12 protein-coding genes and 1 pseudogene are annotated in these 16,678 nt (G+C 62.9%); 3 read left to right on the forward strand and 10 right to left on the reverse strand.

Annotation, left to right across the window (positions count from 1 at the left end):
• Nucleotides 1-423 precede the first annotated feature (423 nt).
• Entirely contained in the window at nucleotides 424-2,139 is a 1,716-nt protein-coding gene (locus AC3WKX_RS04655) for a sigma-54-dependent Fis family transcriptional regulator (RefSeq protein ID WP_102604198.1), read from the forward strand.
• A 144-nt stretch (nucleotides 2,140-2,283) separates the two neighbouring features.
• Here AC3WKX_RS04655 and AC3WKX_RS04660 read toward each other — a convergent pair whose 3' ends face one another.
• The 6 genes and pseudogenes from AC3WKX_RS04660 to AC3WKX_RS04685 all read right to left on the reverse strand — a co-directional run bounded on the left by AC3WKX_RS04660 (nucleotide 2,284) and on the right by AC3WKX_RS04685 (nucleotide 9,732).
• The gene (locus AC3WKX_RS04660; protein WP_102604197.1) at nucleotides 2,284-2,505 is read right to left on the reverse strand and encodes a methyl-accepting chemotaxis protein; all 222 of its coding nucleotides are present in this window, start codon (nucleotides 2,503-2,505) and stop codon (nucleotides 2,284-2,286) included.
• Nucleotides 2,480-3,098: pseudogene (locus tag AC3WKX_RS04665) on the reverse strand (IS66 family transposase); the annotation flags it as partial. The pseudogene AC3WKX_RS04665 and the gene AC3WKX_RS04660, both read right to left, overlap by 26 nt.
• A 298-nt stretch (nucleotides 3,099-3,396) precedes the next feature.
• The gene (locus AC3WKX_RS04670) at nucleotides 3,397-4,017 is read right to left on the reverse strand and encodes a TetR family transcriptional regulator (RefSeq protein ID WP_052193457.1); all 621 of its coding nucleotides are present in this window, start codon (nucleotides 4,015-4,017) and stop codon (nucleotides 3,397-3,399) included.
• 22 nt (nucleotides 4,018-4,039) lie between these two features.
• On the reverse strand, nucleotides 4,040-5,428 hold the full coding sequence (locus tag AC3WKX_RS04675) for an efflux transporter outer membrane subunit (RefSeq protein ID WP_102604196.1): 1,389 nt from the start codon (nucleotides 5,426-5,428) through the stop codon (nucleotides 4,040-4,042).
• Entirely contained in the window at nucleotides 5,425-8,565 is a 3,141-nt protein-coding gene (locus AC3WKX_RS04680; protein ID WP_047526703.1) for an efflux RND transporter permease subunit, read from the reverse strand. Before AC3WKX_RS04680 ends, AC3WKX_RS04675 begins: the two co-directional genes overlap by 4 nt.
• Nucleotides 8,566-8,607: 42 nt before the next feature.
• Nucleotides 8,608-9,732: an efflux RND transporter periplasmic adaptor subunit gene (locus AC3WKX_RS04685; RefSeq protein ID WP_102604195.1), complete on the reverse strand. Its 1,125-nt coding sequence runs from the start codon at nucleotides 9,730-9,732 to the stop codon at nucleotides 8,608-8,610.
• Between the two features lie 224 nt (nucleotides 9,733-9,956).
• On the opposite strand from AC3WKX_RS04685, the gene AC3WKX_RS04690 reads away from it, so the two are divergent.
• Entirely contained in the window at nucleotides 9,957-10,721 is a 765-nt protein-coding gene (locus tag AC3WKX_RS04690) for an IclR family transcriptional regulator (RefSeq protein ID WP_102604194.1), read from the forward strand.
• A gap of 145 nt (nucleotides 10,722-10,866) precedes the next feature.
• Here the strand turns inward: AC3WKX_RS04690 and mobH are convergent, their stop codons facing one another.
• From mobH to AC3WKX_RS04705, 3 genes are all read right to left on the reverse strand, one after another.
• Nucleotides 10,867-12,675, reverse strand: a complete 1,809-nt coding sequence (mobH, locus tag AC3WKX_RS04695) for a MobH family relaxase (RefSeq protein WP_102604193.1) — start codon at nucleotides 12,673-12,675, stop codon at nucleotides 10,867-10,869.
• Nucleotides 12,676-12,877: 202 nt separating this feature from the next.
• The gene (locus AC3WKX_RS04700; RefSeq protein ID WP_102604192.1) at nucleotides 12,878-13,798 is read right to left on the reverse strand and encodes a nucleotidyl transferase AbiEii/AbiGii toxin family protein; all 921 of its coding nucleotides are present in this window, start codon (nucleotides 13,796-13,798) and stop codon (nucleotides 12,878-12,880) included.
• On the reverse strand, nucleotides 13,791-14,549 hold the full coding sequence (locus AC3WKX_RS04705; protein WP_173883005.1) for a type IV toxin-antitoxin system AbiEi family antitoxin domain-containing protein: 759 nt from the start codon (nucleotides 14,547-14,549) through the stop codon (nucleotides 13,791-13,793). The genes AC3WKX_RS04700 and AC3WKX_RS04705 overlap by 8 nt, the downstream gene beginning before the upstream one ends.
• 223 nt (nucleotides 14,550-14,772) lie before the next feature.
• Between AC3WKX_RS04705 and AC3WKX_RS04710 the strand changes: the two genes are divergently transcribed.
• Nucleotides 14,773-15,144: a DUF3742 family protein gene (locus tag AC3WKX_RS04710; protein ID WP_047526695.1), complete on the forward strand. Its 372-nt coding sequence runs from the start codon at nucleotides 14,773-14,775 to the stop codon at nucleotides 15,142-15,144.
• 7 nt (nucleotides 15,145-15,151) lie between these two features.
• Here the strand turns inward: AC3WKX_RS04710 and AC3WKX_RS04715 are convergent, their stop codons facing one another.
• Nucleotides 15,152-16,675 carry a conjugal transfer protein TraG N-terminal domain-containing protein gene (locus AC3WKX_RS04715; RefSeq protein WP_102604190.1) on the reverse strand — a complete coding sequence of 508 codons (1,524 nt, stop codon included), beginning with the start codon at nucleotides 16,673-16,675 and terminating at the stop codon, nucleotides 15,152-15,154.
• Between the last annotated feature and the right edge of the window lie 3 nt (nucleotides 16,676-16,678).

A 16,678-nucleotide genomic window follows, 5' to 3' on the forward strand; every position in this document is an offset into this window, starting at 1 on the left:
ATGCACTTGCCAGAGAGGGCAAGCTTCACCATATTATGAAACCCCATCGCAACCATTTAATAAATTTATTAAATATACGAGAGCCCTATCTATTCCTACCTAACCTGAGCTATCACCATGAAATCTAAAATAAAATTCGTGAAGACCGCACCATCATTACCGACTGTCGCTCCCTGAAATCCATCTTTTGGGTCCAGTCTCACCCCTTCCCCCTGCGAAGGAGGCATCTGGCTAGGCGACAGCCGATCCATGCACCCAGCAAGCAGTGAGACTGAAGGGCATATGGGCTCGTCAGCAGATGCCAGAATGCACCTACTCAGGCGGGCAGGATTCACCATATTCTGAACCCCATCAGCACAAATTAATAAAATTATTAAAACCTACGAGAACCTTATCCATTCCTACCTGACCTGAGCCATCACCATGAAATCTAATAAAAATAGTAACAGTGAAGACCGCTCCATCGTTGCCGACCTTGCACTTCCCGAAGTACATGCTTTAGTTTCCAAACTGCACTTTTCTCCCAACGAAGGGCGTATCTGGCTGGACGAAAGCCGATGCGTGCTCCTACAAATGGAAACACTGAAAGACATATACAAGGACTTACAGGCCTATTCTGGCCCAGACTACTCGCGGGAATTTCTGACTCGTATCGGATTCACCACCGGTCAACGCGATGCAGAAATGATTGTAAAAAAGGAAGGTTTATCCTCTATTGAAAAGCAGATTTACGCAGGTGGTGTCTTGCACGCTTTGCAAGGATTTGTAACATCGATGCAAATTGGATCGTCGGCACTAAATGCGTTCGATATGAAGAACACGGACTATCGTGCAGAAGCCTACTGGCAGAACTCCATCGAAGCTGAAATTCATTTAGCTATGAACGGTGTCAGCTCAAATGCGGTGTGTTGGTTTTCCGTTGCGTATTGTTCAGGGTATCTAAGCACATGCGCTGGAAAACCTATCGTCGTGGAAGAGCTCGAATGCCAAGCGATGGGACACCCTCATTGCCGCATCCAAGCGAAGCCCGCCGAAATGTGGGCACCCAATCAGTCGGAGCAATCTCAGATCGCCACGCACCCTATTCCCGATGATGATCAGGGAGGCGAGCTCGTCATTGGTTCATCGGCAGTGTTCAAGGTGCTCCGTCATAAAACAGCTTGTGTGGCGGAGACCGATGCGACAGTTCTTTTACTTGGAGAAAGCGGGAGCGGCAAGAGTCTTATTGCCCGTGAGATCCACCGTTTGAGCAGCCGCGCTGGCCAGGCCTTCGTTGAAGTGAACTGTGCCGCTATACCAGATCAATTAATCGAGTCGGAGCTGTTTGGCGTCGAGCGCGGAGCCTTTACAGGTGCTACCACTACGCGAGAGGGACGTTTCGAGGCAGCTCATCAAGGGACTCTCTTCCTTGACGAAATTGCCACTCTAAGCATGACCGCTCAAAGTAAACTTCTCCGTGTACTTCAGAATGGTGAACTAGAACGTCTCGGCAGCAATCGGACAATCCACACCAGTGTCCGACTGATTGCCGCAACGAATGTTGATCTGAGAAAAGCCGTCCAAGATGGCCACTTTCGACAGGATCTTTACTATCGACTGAACGTCTTTCCCATCCAAATTCCCCCTCTGCGGGAACGCCGCGATGACATTCAACTCATTACCAGAGCACTCATTTCCCGATTTTCTAAGCGCCACGCACGTAAGTTAAAAGGCATATCATATGCCGCCATGCAGGTACTTATTCACCATGACTGGCCGGGCAACATTCGAGAGCTGGAGAATGTGATCGAGAGAGCCATAATCATGGCTCAAGACGTCGACTTTTTGGACACTCACCATTTAACGACGATTGAAGGCACCCTCACCACACAAGACTTCCTAAGCCTCAACCAGAAAGGTGATCTAACCTTGAGTAGTGAGCTGATGCGGAACGCGGCTGAGAATGCTAACCCTAAAGCTCTCTCATTAGATGAAATTGCCGAGCAGATGGTACATCAAGGGCCTGTTAACTTGGACCAAGTGCAAGACGCCATCACCCGAGCAGCCGTCAAGCATAGCGGTGGCAATATTTCCCGGGCGGCTGCCCTTCTTGGGATAACTCGAGCTCGACTTGATTACCGCGTCAAAAAGGTCACATAGCTATTCATACGAGTCAGAGTTGAGGACGGTACGAAACAAATCAAGCATTCGTAACCGTCCTGCTCAATGCCTTACTTGGCACCCATTTGTTCGACCGCAAAAAACGTTTACTGCGCCAAGTGACGCTTTACGTCCCTGCCCCTCTCACGTGCGAAAGTGCCCTACCGCGTCGTTGAGATGCTCGCCGACCTCCTGTAGCTCTTGACTGGCGTGCTGCAGCTCAGTAAGGGCGCGTGCGCCATCCTCAACTACGTCGCGCACCCGCTCCATACTCCGACCAACTTGCTCGGCCACGGCGCTCTGCTGTTCGGCGGCAGTGGCGATCTGCTGGTTCATCGCCTCAATGCTGGAAAGTAAGCTCTCCATCAACCCTCCCTCTGGAGGGGTTTTGCGTTTTACAGTGCGTCGTTGGCTGGCAGTTCCACGGCAGCAGCGCCTCGTAGTCCTCAACGCTGTTGGCCAGCTGCAGGCGCTCGACGACATAGCGCAGCCAGGCGTAGGGCAACTGGCCATTGGTCTTGGGGGGGGTCGACCAGGCTGTAGAGCTGGGCGCTAGCAGTCGCTCCTTTCGGCGTGTCGCTGAACAGCCAGTTCTTACGACCGGTAACAAAGGGCCCGGATGGGCCGCTCGGCTGCATTGTTATCGATCGGCAGATGGCCGGCCTCGATGTAGCGTTCAAGTCCGCTCCAGTTGCTCGCAAGGTAGTTCACTGCTTTGCCCAGGGCTTTCTGCGCCGTGACCTGCGGCTGGGTTTTCTTCAGCTAGGTCTTGAGCTGATCGAGGAGCGGTGGGCTGTGCTGCTGGCGGCCCCGGTAGCGCTGTTCATCGCTGACATCCTTGAGTTCGCGCTCGACGCCGTAGAGCTTGTTGATCATCATCCCCAACGCGATATCAGCACGCCCGGTTTGCCCTTGAGTTGCACCTTTTGCGTTTCGACGAACTTGCGCCGCGCATGCGCCTTATGCGGAGTACTGGATAAGTCTCATTATTCAGAGAGTGGTTTTGGCCGGTTCTGAAGGGCCACCGTACCTGTCTGCGGCTTATCCGCCTCGTTCTCGACCCGGTGGTCGAGTGGGCGAACTCCACATAATCTCGATTGACGGCTCAGGAGTGGCCGGCTTGTCGGAGAGCGGCAGTGCAACTGCCATTGCGAACCCAGGAGCGGGCTTGTCGGAACGCCTCACCGCCCGGATGACGAACGAAGCCCGTGCCAGGCAGCACGCAGGCAGCATCACCGGCAAGCGCGCTACCGCGGATCATCGATCCGAGTGTCGTTCCGCGACGGCCGGCATGAGCAACCTCAGGACGAACCGCTCCACCTCCTGCCCGACCAGCCCGTGCTCCCCAGGCCGCCCCAGCATAAGGGCCTCGCTGAGGGCGCCGAAGATGAACGTGCCCACCGCCCTGCCCTGCACGCCGCTGTCACCGCGGCCTGCGGACTGCTCGACGACCATGGATACATGCCGACCGATACGCTGCTGCATGCCTTGCAGGCGCAGCAGCACCCGCTCGCTCACGCCGCGCAGCTCGCGCGCCTGCAGCAGGATTAACGCGCTCCTGCGCAGGCGCGGCTCGAACAGGGTGCGCTGGACGCCCTGCCCGAGCGCGCCGGCCATCTCCGCGATGCTCGGCAGGCGCTCCACCTCGGTCTTGTCGACCGGGAGCACGTCCCAGGGGAACCAGGCGCGGTCGACGACGGCCTCCAGCAGTTCGGACTTGCCCTTGAAGTGCCAGTAGATCGAGCCCCGGCTGAGGCCGGCGGCGTCGGCGATCGCCTCTAGTTTCGCGGCGGCGAAGCCCTGATCGCTGAACACGCACTCGGCGGCATCCAGCAGGCGTTGCCGTGTCCGCTCCATCTGGATCTTGGTCCGTCTCATCGCAAGGCACTCCGTGGCGGCATCATTCGCTTCCCCCCCCAAGGGCCTTGTACAGCGCGATCAGGTTTTGGCTGCGCGCCAGGCGCGTGTCGACCAGTTCCTGCTGCGAGGCGTACAGGTTGCGCTGGGCGTCCAGGCTGTTCAGGTAGGTGTCCACGCCGGTCTCGTAGCGTAGCCGGGCCAGGTCGTGGCTACGGGCATTGGCCTTGACCAGCAGTTCCTGGGCGGTGACCTGGCTGTCCAGCTTGCCGCGCGCGACCAGGCCGTCAGCCACTTCGCGGAATGCCTGCTGGATGGCCTTCTGGTAATTGGCCACCTCGATCAAGGTCTGCACCTTGGCCACGTCGAGGTTGGCCTGGTTGCGCCCCCAGTTGAAGATCGGCACGTTGATCGAGGGCACGAAGCTCCAGGCGCCCTGCCCACCGGCGAACAGGTCGCCCAGCTGTCCGCTGGCCGAACCGGCCGAGGCGGTCATGCTGATGTTCGGGAAGAACGCCGCCCGGGCGGCGCCGACGTTGGCGTTGGCGGCCTTGAGCGCATGCTCGGCGGCGAGGATGTCCGGACGCCGGGTCAGCACCTGAGACGGCAGGCCGGCCGGCAGCGCGGTGTCGAGCTCCGGCGTGTCCGAAGCTGCCAGGGCCAGCTGCACGGGCGCCAGCGGCTTGCCCACCAGCAACACCAGTGCGTTGCGGTCCTGCTCCACCAGGCGGTGGTAGCGGGCTTGGCTGGCCTGGGCCGAACGTACGGTGCTCTCCGCCTGGCTCAGGTCCAGTTCGGTCGCCACGTCCTCCTGGTAGCTGCTGCGGATGGTCAGGTAGCTCTGGTGTTGGCTTTCAAGGGTCTGGTCGCTCAATGCCAGCGACTGCAGGTCCGCCTGCAACTGGTAGTAGGCGTTGGCGACTTCGGATACCAGGGCGACCTGCGCACTGCGCTGCGCCTCGACGGTCTGCAGGTAGGCCTCTAGCGCCTGCTCGTTCAGGCTGCGCACGCGACCAAAGAAATCCACCTCGTACGAGGCGAAACCGACACCGGCATCATACCGGTGACTGGTCTGCGTGCGACCGTCAAGGGACAGGTCCGCCGGCGTGCGCTGGTGGGTGCCGGACAAATTGGCGTCGATCGACGGCAGCAGGTCGGCACGCCGAATGCGGTACTGCGCCTGCGCCTTCTCGATGTTGAGCAGCGACACCCGTAGGTCGCGGTTATTGGCCAGCGCCTCGCCGATCAGCCCCTTGAGCTGGTCGTCCTTGAAGAAGCTCATCCAGGGCAGCACCGCCTGCGCGTCGGCGGGAGCGCCGCTCCAGCTGTCGGCCACCGGCGCCGGCGGGCGCTGGTAGTCCGGAATCAACGAGCAGCCACCCAGCAGCCCGACGGCCAGGGCCAGGGCGGTTTTCAGTTTGCCGTGGTTCATGCTTGCTCTCCTTGGGCCTGACCATCGGCTTGGCGCGCTTTGCGGATGAACAGGTTGGTGATCACCACGAAGAACAACGGCACGAAGAACACCGCCAGGAAGGTCGCGGTCAGCATGCCGCCCACCACGCCGGTGCCGATGGAATGCTGGCTACCCGAGCCCGGGCCAGTGGAGATCGCCAGGGGCAGTACACCAAGCACGAAGGCCAGGGAGGTCATGATGATCGGGCGCAGACGCTGACGCGCCGCTTCCGCCGCTGCCTGCAGCAGGGGCATGCCTTGCTCGTGCAACGCCTTGGCGAACTCGACGATCAGGATGGCGTTCTTCGCCGACAAGCCAACGGTGGTCAAAAGGCCAACCTGGAAGAACACGTCGTTGGCCAGGCCCCGGCCCAAGGTCGCCAGCACCGCGCCGATAACGCCCAGCGGCACGACCATGATCACCGCCAACGGTACCGACCAGCTCTCATAGAGGGCTGCCAGGCACAGGAACACAATCAGTACCGACACCGCGTACAGGGCCGGCGCCTGGGAGCCGGACAGGCGTTCCTCGTAAGACATGCCGGTGTACTGCAGGCCAATTCCCTCGGGCAGTTTGGCGACGATTCGCGCCACTGCCTGCATGGCGTCACCTGAGCTGTAGCCTGGCGCGGGCTCGCCCTGGATCTGCACTGCGGAGACGCCGTTGAAACGCTCGAGCTTCGGCGAGCCGTAGGTCCAGTAGCCGTTGGCGAAGGATGAGAACTTGACCATCTCCCCCTCGGCGTTGCGCACATACCACTTATCGAAATCTTCCGGCGCGATGCGCGAGCTGATTTCACCCTGCACGTAGACCTTCTTCACCCTGCCCCGATCGACGAAGTCGTTGACGTAGGCCGAGCCCCAGGCCGTGCTCATGGTGTTGTTGATATCGGCGATGCTCACCTGCAGTGCGCGGGCTTTTTCCTTGTCGATAACGATTTGATACTGCGGCTCGTCGCTCAAGCCGTTAGGACGCACATTGGTCAGCACAGGATCTGCGGCTGCCATCTGCAGGAACTGGTTGCGTGCCTCGATCAGCTTCTCGTGCCCCAGGCCCGCTCGGTCTTGCAGGTAGAAGTCGAAGCCCATTGCATTCCCCATTTCCAAGATCGCCGGCGGCACGATGGCGATGACGGTACCATCCTTGATCTGTGCGCCACGTGCTTGCAGGCGCTGGGCCAAAGCGAATATCTCGGTGCCGCGCGGGTCGCTACGCTCTTCCCAGCGCTTGAGATTGACGAACAGCATCCCCGAGCTCTGGCCACGGCCGGCGAAGTTAAAGCCATTCACGGTGTAGGCGCTGTCGACCACCCCATGCTCGTCCTCGAGCAGGTAGTCGCGGATCTCATTGAGTACCACCTGAGTGCGCTCGGCACTGGTGTTGGTGGGCATCTGCACCTGGACGAACAGGGTGCCCTGGTCCTCCGGTGGCAGGAACGAGGTCGGGATCTTCGGGAACAGCCAGCACAGGGCGACCACAATCAACCCGTAGATGGCCAAGAACAGCGCCTTGCGCTTGGCAATGCCGAGCACCCCGACCTTGTAGCGGTCCGCGTTGCGGTCGAAGGTACGGTTGAACCAGCCAAAGAAGCCTTTCTTCTTGTGGTGGTCGTGCCCGATCGGCTTGAGCAGGGTCGCGCACAGCGCCGGGGTGAAGATCATTGCGACCAGCACCGACAGCGCCATCGCCGAGACGATGGTGATGGAGAACTGTCGGTAGATGATGCCGGTCGCGCCGCCGAAGAAGGCCATCGGCACGAACACCGCCGAGAGCACCATGGCGATGCCCACCAGCGCACCTTGGATCTGGCCCATGGACTTGCGCGTGGCTTCGCGGGGGGACAGTTTGTCCTCGACCATCACCCGCTCGACGTTTTCCACCACGACGATGGCATCGTCCACCAGCAGGCCGATCGCCAGGACCATGCCGAACATGGTCAGGATGTTGATGGTGAAGCCGAACGCCGCCAGTACACCGAAGGTGCCCAGAAGTACCACCGGCACAGCCAGGGTCGGGATCAGGGTGGCGCGCAGGTTCTGCATGAACAGGTACATCACCAGGAACACCAGGACGATGCCTTCGAACAGCGTCTTGACCACTTCGTGGATCGAGGCGCCCACCGCTGGCGAGGTGTCGTACGGGTAGGCGACCTTGACCCCCGGTGGCAGGAACGGCTTGAGCTCGTCCACGGTGTCGCGCACCCGCTGCACGGTGTCGAGCAGGTTGGCGCCGGTGGCCAGGCGCAGGGCGATGGCCGCGGCGGGCTTGCCGTTGTGGGTGCCGCTGATGGAGAAGTCCTCGGCGCCCAGGCCGACGGTGGCGACATCCTTAAGGCGAACCTGGGAACCGTCCGGGTTGACTTTGAGCAGGATCTCGAGGAATTCGTCGGCTGTCTTCATCCGCGACATGCCCAGCACGGTGGCGTTGAGCTGCACGTCCTGGTGCGTCGGCAGGCCGCCCAGCGAGCCGGACGAAACCTGGACGTTCTCCGACCTGACCGCGTCGATCACGTCCTGGGGTGTCAGCTGGTAGCCGAGCAGTTTCTGCGGATCGGTCCAGATGCGCATGGCGTATTGCGCCCCCAGCATCTGGTAGTCGCCCACGCCCTTGACCCGGGTGATCGGATCCTTGAGGTTGGAGACGATGTAGTTGCCGAGATCGAAGTTGTCCATCTTGCCGTCTTCGGAGTACAGGCCGACCACCAGCATGAAGTTAATCTGGTACTTGGCCACGCGCAGGCCCTGACGCTGCACCTCCTCGGGCAGCAGCGGGGTCGCCAGCTGCAGCTTGTTCTGCACTTGCACCTGGGCGATGTCCGGGTCGGTGCCCTGGTCGAAGGTGACGATGATGCTCATGCTGCCATCGCTGTTGCTTTCAGCGGAGATGTAGCGCAGCCCGTCGAGGTTGTTCAGTTGCTGCTCGATCACCTGCACCACGGTGTCCTGGACGGTCTGCGCCGAGGCACCGGGGTAGACCACGGTGATGCTCACTGCGGGGGCGGCAATGTTGGGGTACTGGTTGACCGGGAGCTTCAGGATGCTGAAGACGCCGGCCAGCATGATCACGATGGCGATCACCCAGGCAAAGATGGGCCTGTTAATGAAAAACGATGACATGGGGATTTACCGAGTAGTGGGGGCGATGCCGGGGCTGCGCTATTACTGGGAACTGACGATGGACTGCACGGGGGCGACGTTGCCGGCGGCCACGGGCTTGACGACGATCCCGGGGCGCACGCTCTGCACGCCTTCGGTGACGACCCGCTCGCCGGCCTTCAGGCCCGACTCGACCAGCCATTGGTTGCCCACGGTGCGGGTGGCCTTGATATGGCGCAGCTCGATCTTGTCGCCCTCGCCCACCACCCAGCTGGTCGCCTCGCCCTTGGGGTCGCGGGTCACGCCCTGCTGCGGCACCAGGACCGCCTGCTGGCGCACGCCTTCGGCCAGCGTGCCGTGGACGAACATACCCGGCATCAGCAGGCCGTCGGGGTTGGGGAACTGTGCCCGCAGGGTCACCGCGCCGGTACCCGGGTCGACGGTCACCTCGGAGAATTTCAGGGTGCCCGGCTGTGCATAGGGCGTGCCGTCTTCCAGGGTCAGGTCGACCTTGACCTGGTCGGGGCCGACCGTGGCCAGGTGCCCGGCATTCAGCTCGCGGCGCAACCGCAGCACCTCGGTGGAGGCCTGGGTGACATCCACGTAGATCGGGTCGAGCTGGTTGATCGAGGCCAGTTCCAGGCTCTGCTGGGCGCTGACCAGGGCGCCTTCGGTGACATTCGAACGGCTGATGCGCCCGTCGATCGGTGCCAGCACGCGGGTGTACTCCAGATTGATGCGCGCCGTCTTCAGTTCGGCCTCGGCCTGCTTCCAGCTGGCCTGGGCATCGTCGAACTGCTGGCGGCTGATGGCCTTGGTGTCCAGCAGGCGCTGGTAGCGCTGGGCCAGGTTGCGCGCGGTGTCGCGGCCGGCCTCGGCCTTGTCGACCGCCGCCTGGTAGAGCGCCGGCTCGATCTGGTAGAGCTGCTGCCCCTTGCGCACCACGGTGCCTTCGGTGAACAGGCGCTTCTGGATGATCCCGCTGACCTGAGGACGCACCTCGGCCACGCGGTAGGCCGTGGTACGGCCCGGCAGGTCGCTGGTCAGCAGTACGTCCCGGGCCTTGAGCTCGACCACGCCCACTTCAGGTGGCGCGGCCGCCACGGTCTGTTCAGTCTTTTCGCACGCCGACAGCAGAAGCATTGCCGACAACAAGGCGCCGAAGCTCTGCATGGTTATGATTTTCATCTTCTCTCCCCCTGGACACGGCGCCAGACAACTGCTTGCGGCGGTGTGTGACTACCCCTGACAGCCCTCTGGCGAATCGACATGTACCGCAATACGGTTAATAGAACCACAATATGATACATTTGTGATTGCAAAAAATAAACAGCCTCTGCCCAGCCAGCGACGAACCTGTACACTCCGCTGTCAGCCCAAAGGCCGCGGCACGGCCGTTTCCGAGGAATGTGATGAGTGTTGATAAAGACAACCTGATGGAAGAGCCACGCAGTGGCGGGATCCAGGTCATTGCGCGGGCCAGCGCGGTCATGCGCAGCCTGGCGGTGCAGCCCCAGGGCCTGAGCCTGGCCGCCATCGCCCAGGCCGTGGGGCTGCCGCGCTCGACCGTGCAGCGCATCATCGGCGCGCTGGAAACAGAGGACCTGGTCGAGGCCCTGCCGGGCAGCGGCTATCGCCTGGGGCCGGGCCTGCACCAGCTGATCCACCAGGCCCACGGCGACATCATCTCCTTCGTACGCGACTCGCTGGAGCAGCTAGGCGAATCGTTGGGCGAAACCGTGGCGCTGTCGTGCATCCGCGGGCAGCAGAGCAACGTCATCATTCGTGCGATCAGCGAGCATGAACTGCGGGTGGTGATTCCCCTGGGCCGCTCACTGCCCATGCACGCCACTTCGGACGGCAAGGTGCTGCTGTCCACCCTCAGTGACGAGGAAATCGGCCGCTGGATCGCCGCGGCCCCTGAGAAACTCACCGGCAGGACCCTGGACCTGCCGGGGTTGCTCGCGCAGATGCCAGGCATCCGCCGCGACGGCATCGCGGTGGATGTCGAGGAGCACGCCCCGGGAGTGAGCGCGATCAGCGCTCTGCTGCCGACCTTCATGGGGCCCCATGCGGTGACGGTAGTGGCGCCGACGGCGCGGTTCGAGGCCCGGCAGGCGGAGTTTCGCCAGGCGCTGGAGACATTCAGGGAAGACTTCAAGCGGGCTCGGGGATGAGCTAACCCGCTCTACATGGAACAAGACATGACTTGACCTCGTTTGCGGGCACTAGAGTGTCCTCCTGCTTAGAGGAGTAGTGCCCAGGAAATCTGAGCCGATCAGATGCTCGGTCCTCGCTGTTTCATGACGTCCCACGAAGAGGTCATTGCGTCGAACCGGATGATGAAAGCGACAGGTAAGGGTTGTTCGGCGGCGTGTCGTTGAACAGGGTCCGCGGGTCTTGAAGCAGGTAGCCGTGAACTCTCCGCGACTTCCTTGGCCCGGTCACTTCGCACGTCCAGATGTTCAGACCACTGACCTGCTTGCGATGCAGTTGCAGCTTCTCGAACCGTTTCTGCACCCACTGCCAATCGGCCAACTGCTCTTGCCTGGCCAGGGAAGCAGTCTTGGGATGTTCCTGGGCGTAGCGCTGGAACACACCGGGACTGACCAGGTAGGCCGTATCGGCGACCGTATGCACCAGTGCCTTGGCGTCATTGATGATGAGCTTGCGCGCCTCGATGCGCCGGCGCAGCCAGACGATGAAGTGCTCGCCTGATGGGGGTTCCTCCGGGCCTGGAGTAGGAAGTCCCGGCACCATCGAGCCGGATAGCGCAACCGGCTCGGAGGGGCCTTCCGGAGCCGGAGGGGGCGATTCGGTGGCAGATGAGGGGATGGCCGGTGTCCTGTCGGACGTGCCGAGCAGATCCAGGAGTGCGTCGATGCCATCGTCGGCTGGTGACGCCATTTGGGGCGGAGACTCCGGTGAAGAGGGTTCGGCCGGCGGCAGGGACACAGGCGCGGCGGAAGCATCTCCCTCTTCCTGGATGACCGTTACCGTGCCGGCGAACGGTGCGGGCCGCTCGCCTCCCTCCCAGATCAATGCAGGCGCAAGGCGCAACAGGGTGAAGCCGTGCGACCAGCCGGTCCCGCTGGCGATGGTCGCGCGCCAGATCGCTTTGCCGTCGGGCGTGGGTTGCAACATGCCGTGGTCCTGCAGCACGTTGAAGACGGCGGTGTTGTTGGCGGGGATGCCGTCGATACCCTGGGACAGCAGGTGCGCGCGCAACTTGTCCGAAACGGTCTTGCTCACCAGCCACAACGCGTCCTGGGTGAGCCAGCCGTCCGAGGCCTGGGGCTGATTGAGCTTCAGCTCTTCCTTCAGCAGGTAGCGCAAGCCTTCGAGCAGCTTGCGTTGTAGCGCATGCTTCGGCGCGACCATCGCCTTGACCGGGTCGCCGCCCAGGGCCTGGGCGACCGAGGCACGGTCGGCCTGGATGACCAGTTCGCCGAGCACGCCGGCATGCTCGTACTGCCCGGCCAGCACGAAAAGCAACGCCGACCACAGCAGCGGGTAGCCGCTGAGCCAGTCGAGAATCTCACGGTCGAGCAGGCGGGCGTAGAGCAGTCCGGCGGCGGCGCTGTGCAGGCGGTACTCGCGGTCCGGGCGATAGCGGAAGCGGTAGCGCTGCTGCAAAGGACCGTGCCAAGGGTGCCAGATGCTGCCATCCGCCAGTTCGACGTGCAGGTCGACCGCGATCTTGCCGATGTCGTGCAGGAGCGCGGCGTAGGCCGTGGCGGCGGTCCAGGCTTCGGATTGCGCGGCCTGGTCTTCAGGCGTGGTGCCGCTGGGGAGCAGGTAGGACTGCCTCAGCTTGAGCGCGTAGGCGACGATCTCCAGGCCGTGGTCCAGCATGCCGCCCGGATAGGCGTGGTGGTGGTTCTCGGAGGCCGGGAACTGCTGGGCCAGCTCGGCGTAGCGCTCCAGTGGGGCGAGGTAGAGCGTGGCGAACTGCCGGCGCGAGAGCGATGTGCGCTGCCAGATGTGTTCCAGCAGTTTCTGCCGGCGCGGCGTGGCCAGCAGCGATGCGGCCGACTCCGGCCGCATCGACCCTTTCGGAGTTTCGATGGCGGAGGTGGGCGGTGTGCCGGCGATGGGTAGTACCCGTTTGCGCTGGAACAGCGAGAGCATGGTGAACCCCGGATGACGGGCTGCTCGGGGCGCCTTTTGGCCTTTTCAGGATAGGGCCTTTCCCCTTGGCGCCCTTCCTTTGCCCCTTCCCAGCCCTTTGGCCTTTGTCGGAAGCCTTTGGGTATAGGGCCGCTGCTTCGCGGGTGCCCCGATGAATGCGGCATGGGGCAATCCCGGCAAGTGGGTCGCTGCGGGACGTTCGTCAGCTCTGACCCAAGCCGGTGTCGAGGGCGGCGGATTGCGCGGCGAAGTCGCCGGGACGGCGCTTGCGGAAGGTTTCGAGATTGGCGAGCTTCCAGCGCAGGGCCGGCAGTTGAGCGGCGTGTGGGCATTGCACCAGCGACCAGTCCGGCTCTGCGCGCGCCAGCCCGCTCAGAAACTGCTTGTGCGCCGCGCTCAGTCGCTGTGGCAGCTCGCGCCGTAGCCTGGCGCGAGCGTCGAGCAGTGTCTCCAGGGAGCAGTCCACTTCGGTCATGCCGACAAAGGCCCGCTCGTACTCACCGGCGATGTCCTTGTCGTTGCCGAACAGCACTTCGTGGGGCGGCCGGTTGTGGCCCGCCAGATAGATCACGAAACACTCGACCATGCCGTCGCTGATGTCCCCCGATTCGTAGAGCTGCCACACGTCGAACAGGTCGCGGGGGTGCTGCCGATCCAGCGCGGCCACCAGCTTGCTGGCGTACAGCTCGTCCGGTGCCAGAACCGGCAGCTCGAACTCGACGCCGAACAGATCGCTGGTCTTGGCGCTCAGCGGCCGCCGCTCGACTGGCAGCACGCTGCCGCGGAACACGACGTTGACCTCAATCTTCACCTGGCTGGCGTCGTTCTCGACGATCAGCTTGGTGTCTCCCAGATCCTTGGCGCGAACCAGGCGTGTCTGCACGCCCAGTGGTGCAACGCGCGCGGCGATGGCGGCCAGCTCCTGGTTGATGGCTTGCAGCGCTTTGTCGCGCGGCGTCTGCCACGGGAGGTACACCACGTCGATGTCCACCGACAGGCGCGGCATGTCCCGCACGAAGAGGTTGATGGCCGTGCCGCCCTTCATGGCGAAGATGTCGTTGGCGAACACGTCGGGCGCGACGGCCAGCAGCAGGCGAACGGTGTCCGCGTAGGTCTTATCCATGAGGTCTCAGGCTCAGCAAAGTGCCGTCATCGAGCCGGCTCATCCAGCGCGTGTTGCTGCCGGTGCGAACCGGGTACTGCTCCAGCAGGGCATCGACATCCACGATGCTGGTCTCGCGCGCCCAGGTGAGGAACAGGCGCACGGCCTTCACGCTGGCGCAGCAGGACAGCAGTTGCCCGAGCACGTCCTTGCGGGGGGAACGCAGTCCATCGAAGAGGTTGCGGGCCTCTTCGAGGCTCTGCTTGACGCCGGCTTCGTACAGCAGCTCCAGAACGGCACGCTCGGGGGCTGCCACCCGCAGATCCTCGGGCAGGCCAGGCGGTGTGGCCAGGGTCTTGCTGGCCAGCGCCGTGTCCGGCCAGTCGAACAGGCGGGCGTGGACATAGCGGGCCGGAAAGCGCGAAGTGAACCAGGCCGGCAACGCGAAGCGACCGTCGCCCCACAGCACCAGCGCCTCCCGGCTGCCCAGGTTGTGCCGCACACCCTGCAGGGCCAGGGCGCTCTTGCCGCCGACGTGCAGGCCGGGCACGCGCTGTTGCAGGAACTTCAGCGCACCGTAGACCCCGAACTCATCGTTCGGGAAGGCATAGACGCCATGGGCCAGGCGCACGAGCCACCCGCCGTCGGCATAGTGAGCGGCGAGCTGGGGCGACACCCCGAACTGGCTCAGGGTGGCAAGGTCGAACGGCGCCCCACGGGGGAGTCCCGCCTGCAGTCGCTTGATTACCTGGTGCCGAGAATTTCCATTCATATTATAAAAATAACACAGAATCCAATCAACGCCTAGAGTCATTGCAAGAACGCGCATGGAAAGTAGCATAAGGCTTGATTTATCGTGCAGAATCTAATCGACCGACGACCCGAGCCAACCCGGCTCTGCCGGCCGCAACCCGCCCTCCTGATCGCGGTCTATGCTGGAGGGCAGGTCACGACCGGCCGCTCCGCGAGGTGAGGCACCACTGAAGCCGAGGCATATGAGCATGACCACCAACACGCACAACGGGCGCTGGAGCCACCGGCTGGGCCGGGGGGCTGGCCGTGCCTGGCGTGGATACCTGCGCCGCGAGCAGCGTGTCGCCGGCTGGCTGGTGACGCGCGGGGTGACCGCGGGCGCGGCGACGGCGGTGCTCTGGATCGTCAAGCTCGCCGTGCTCGGTGCGCTGCTCTACTCCGCGCTCTGGCTGGCCCTGCTGCTTGCCTTTGCGGTGACTGCTGCATGGCTCGTGCAGCACGACGACCCTGATCAAGAGGAACCGCAACCCGAGTGGAGGGAAGGCCCCAACGGCTTCGGGCTTTATGACAAGAGCGACTGGCGCATCGACCCGCATGTGACCGACGACGACTGAACGGCGGTCACTTCTTCGATACGGCGCTCATTGCCATACCAGCGCCACGCCCCCCAGCGCCCTTGGCGTCCGAGGTGGCGGTGGACAACCCCTGCACGATATTTCCCGTGCGAACGCCTGCCCAAGCCAATGCCATGACCCAAAACGTCGGCAGCACGATGAACATCATCGCCATGACGAAGTTAAGGAGCATGTCGCCAAAGGCGTTGTTCAAACCGATCAACGGATCGAAGTTCGTGTGCGGCCTGTCCGCGCCAAACCCCCAGCCGTAGAGCGCGTCCAGAATCGTGCTGTCGATCCAGCGCGCGAGCTGGAACCAGAAGTCCACGAAGAACAGCGCGAACTGGACGCAGCTCACCGTCATCACCGTCTTCAGGTCGTAGGTTCCGATCAGCAGCACTAGCGGGATGCAGATGACGAGCGCCATCTTGAGCATCGTCAGCACCATCGGCAGCGCCTGGCGCACCACGTCCATCGCCGGAAAGAAGCCCAGCGAGCCGACGGTCAGCCCCAGGTCGCTCGCGCCGCGCGTGACGATGTTCGGCAGCGTCTTGTCGATCTGGCCGCCGTAGTCGGTGTAGACGGCGCCCTGGTTCATCTTCTGCTGCCGCGGTGAGACGACGGCGCGGATCACCGAGTCATTGGCCTCGCTCTGCGACAGGAAGCCCACCCAGCGCCCGATGCGGGTCAGCAGGTCCGGGTCGACCTGTGCCAGCAGCCGGCTGCGCAGTCCCTGGCCGCCATCGGCCCACCACTGTCGGCAGGACGGATAGCCGCCGCCGCTGTACACCTGTGCCAGCCCTGCATCGCGGGTCGCGTCGTAGGGCCAGGCCGTGCGTGGGGTCTTGGAGCGATAGGTGTCATAGAAGCCGGGCGTGTCGAGGAAGTAACTCGACCCGATCCAGGTCACGTCGTTCATCTGCTCGTCGGAGAGCGTCGGTCGGTTCATGAACAGCTTGGCGCGCGATGGCCCGTAGCAGTCGTGCGTGAAATCGGCGACCTCCTGTGCCAGCACCGAATCGTCGATGCGCGTGGCATCCACATCCATGCGAATCTGACGCAGGTCCGTGCCGCAGGGAATCGCCGCCACCGCGGCGCCGGTGACCGCCTTCGAGATGGCGTGCATGAAGAACCACCACACCGGCACCAGCGCGCTCTGGTTGTCGAGCGTGGTGTAGACGTTGGCCCAGCCCGTGTCGTTGGGCAGCGGGACGCTGACCTGACATTGCGCGGAGCGCGTGGTGTCGAACTTGATCGTGGCGAGATCCACCGGGATGAACGGGATGCCGGCGAACATGATGACCACGATCGCTACCCACACCCGGTTCTCGATGCGCATCGACGACAGCACGCCCTTGTTGCCCTCGTCCGCACCTTCGCTGCGGGCCTTGAGCCATTCCTGGATCACGATGGCCACGAACGGCAGCGCGAACACGCCGCTGGCCACGAGGATGCTCCAGATGCCGTTGTTGACCACCCAAGCCACCAGGGTCAGGTAATACTCCAGGTAGTCCGTCGTGAAGAGCGTCATGCC

Source organism: Pseudomonas sp. GP01-A4 (assembly GCF_058780865.1).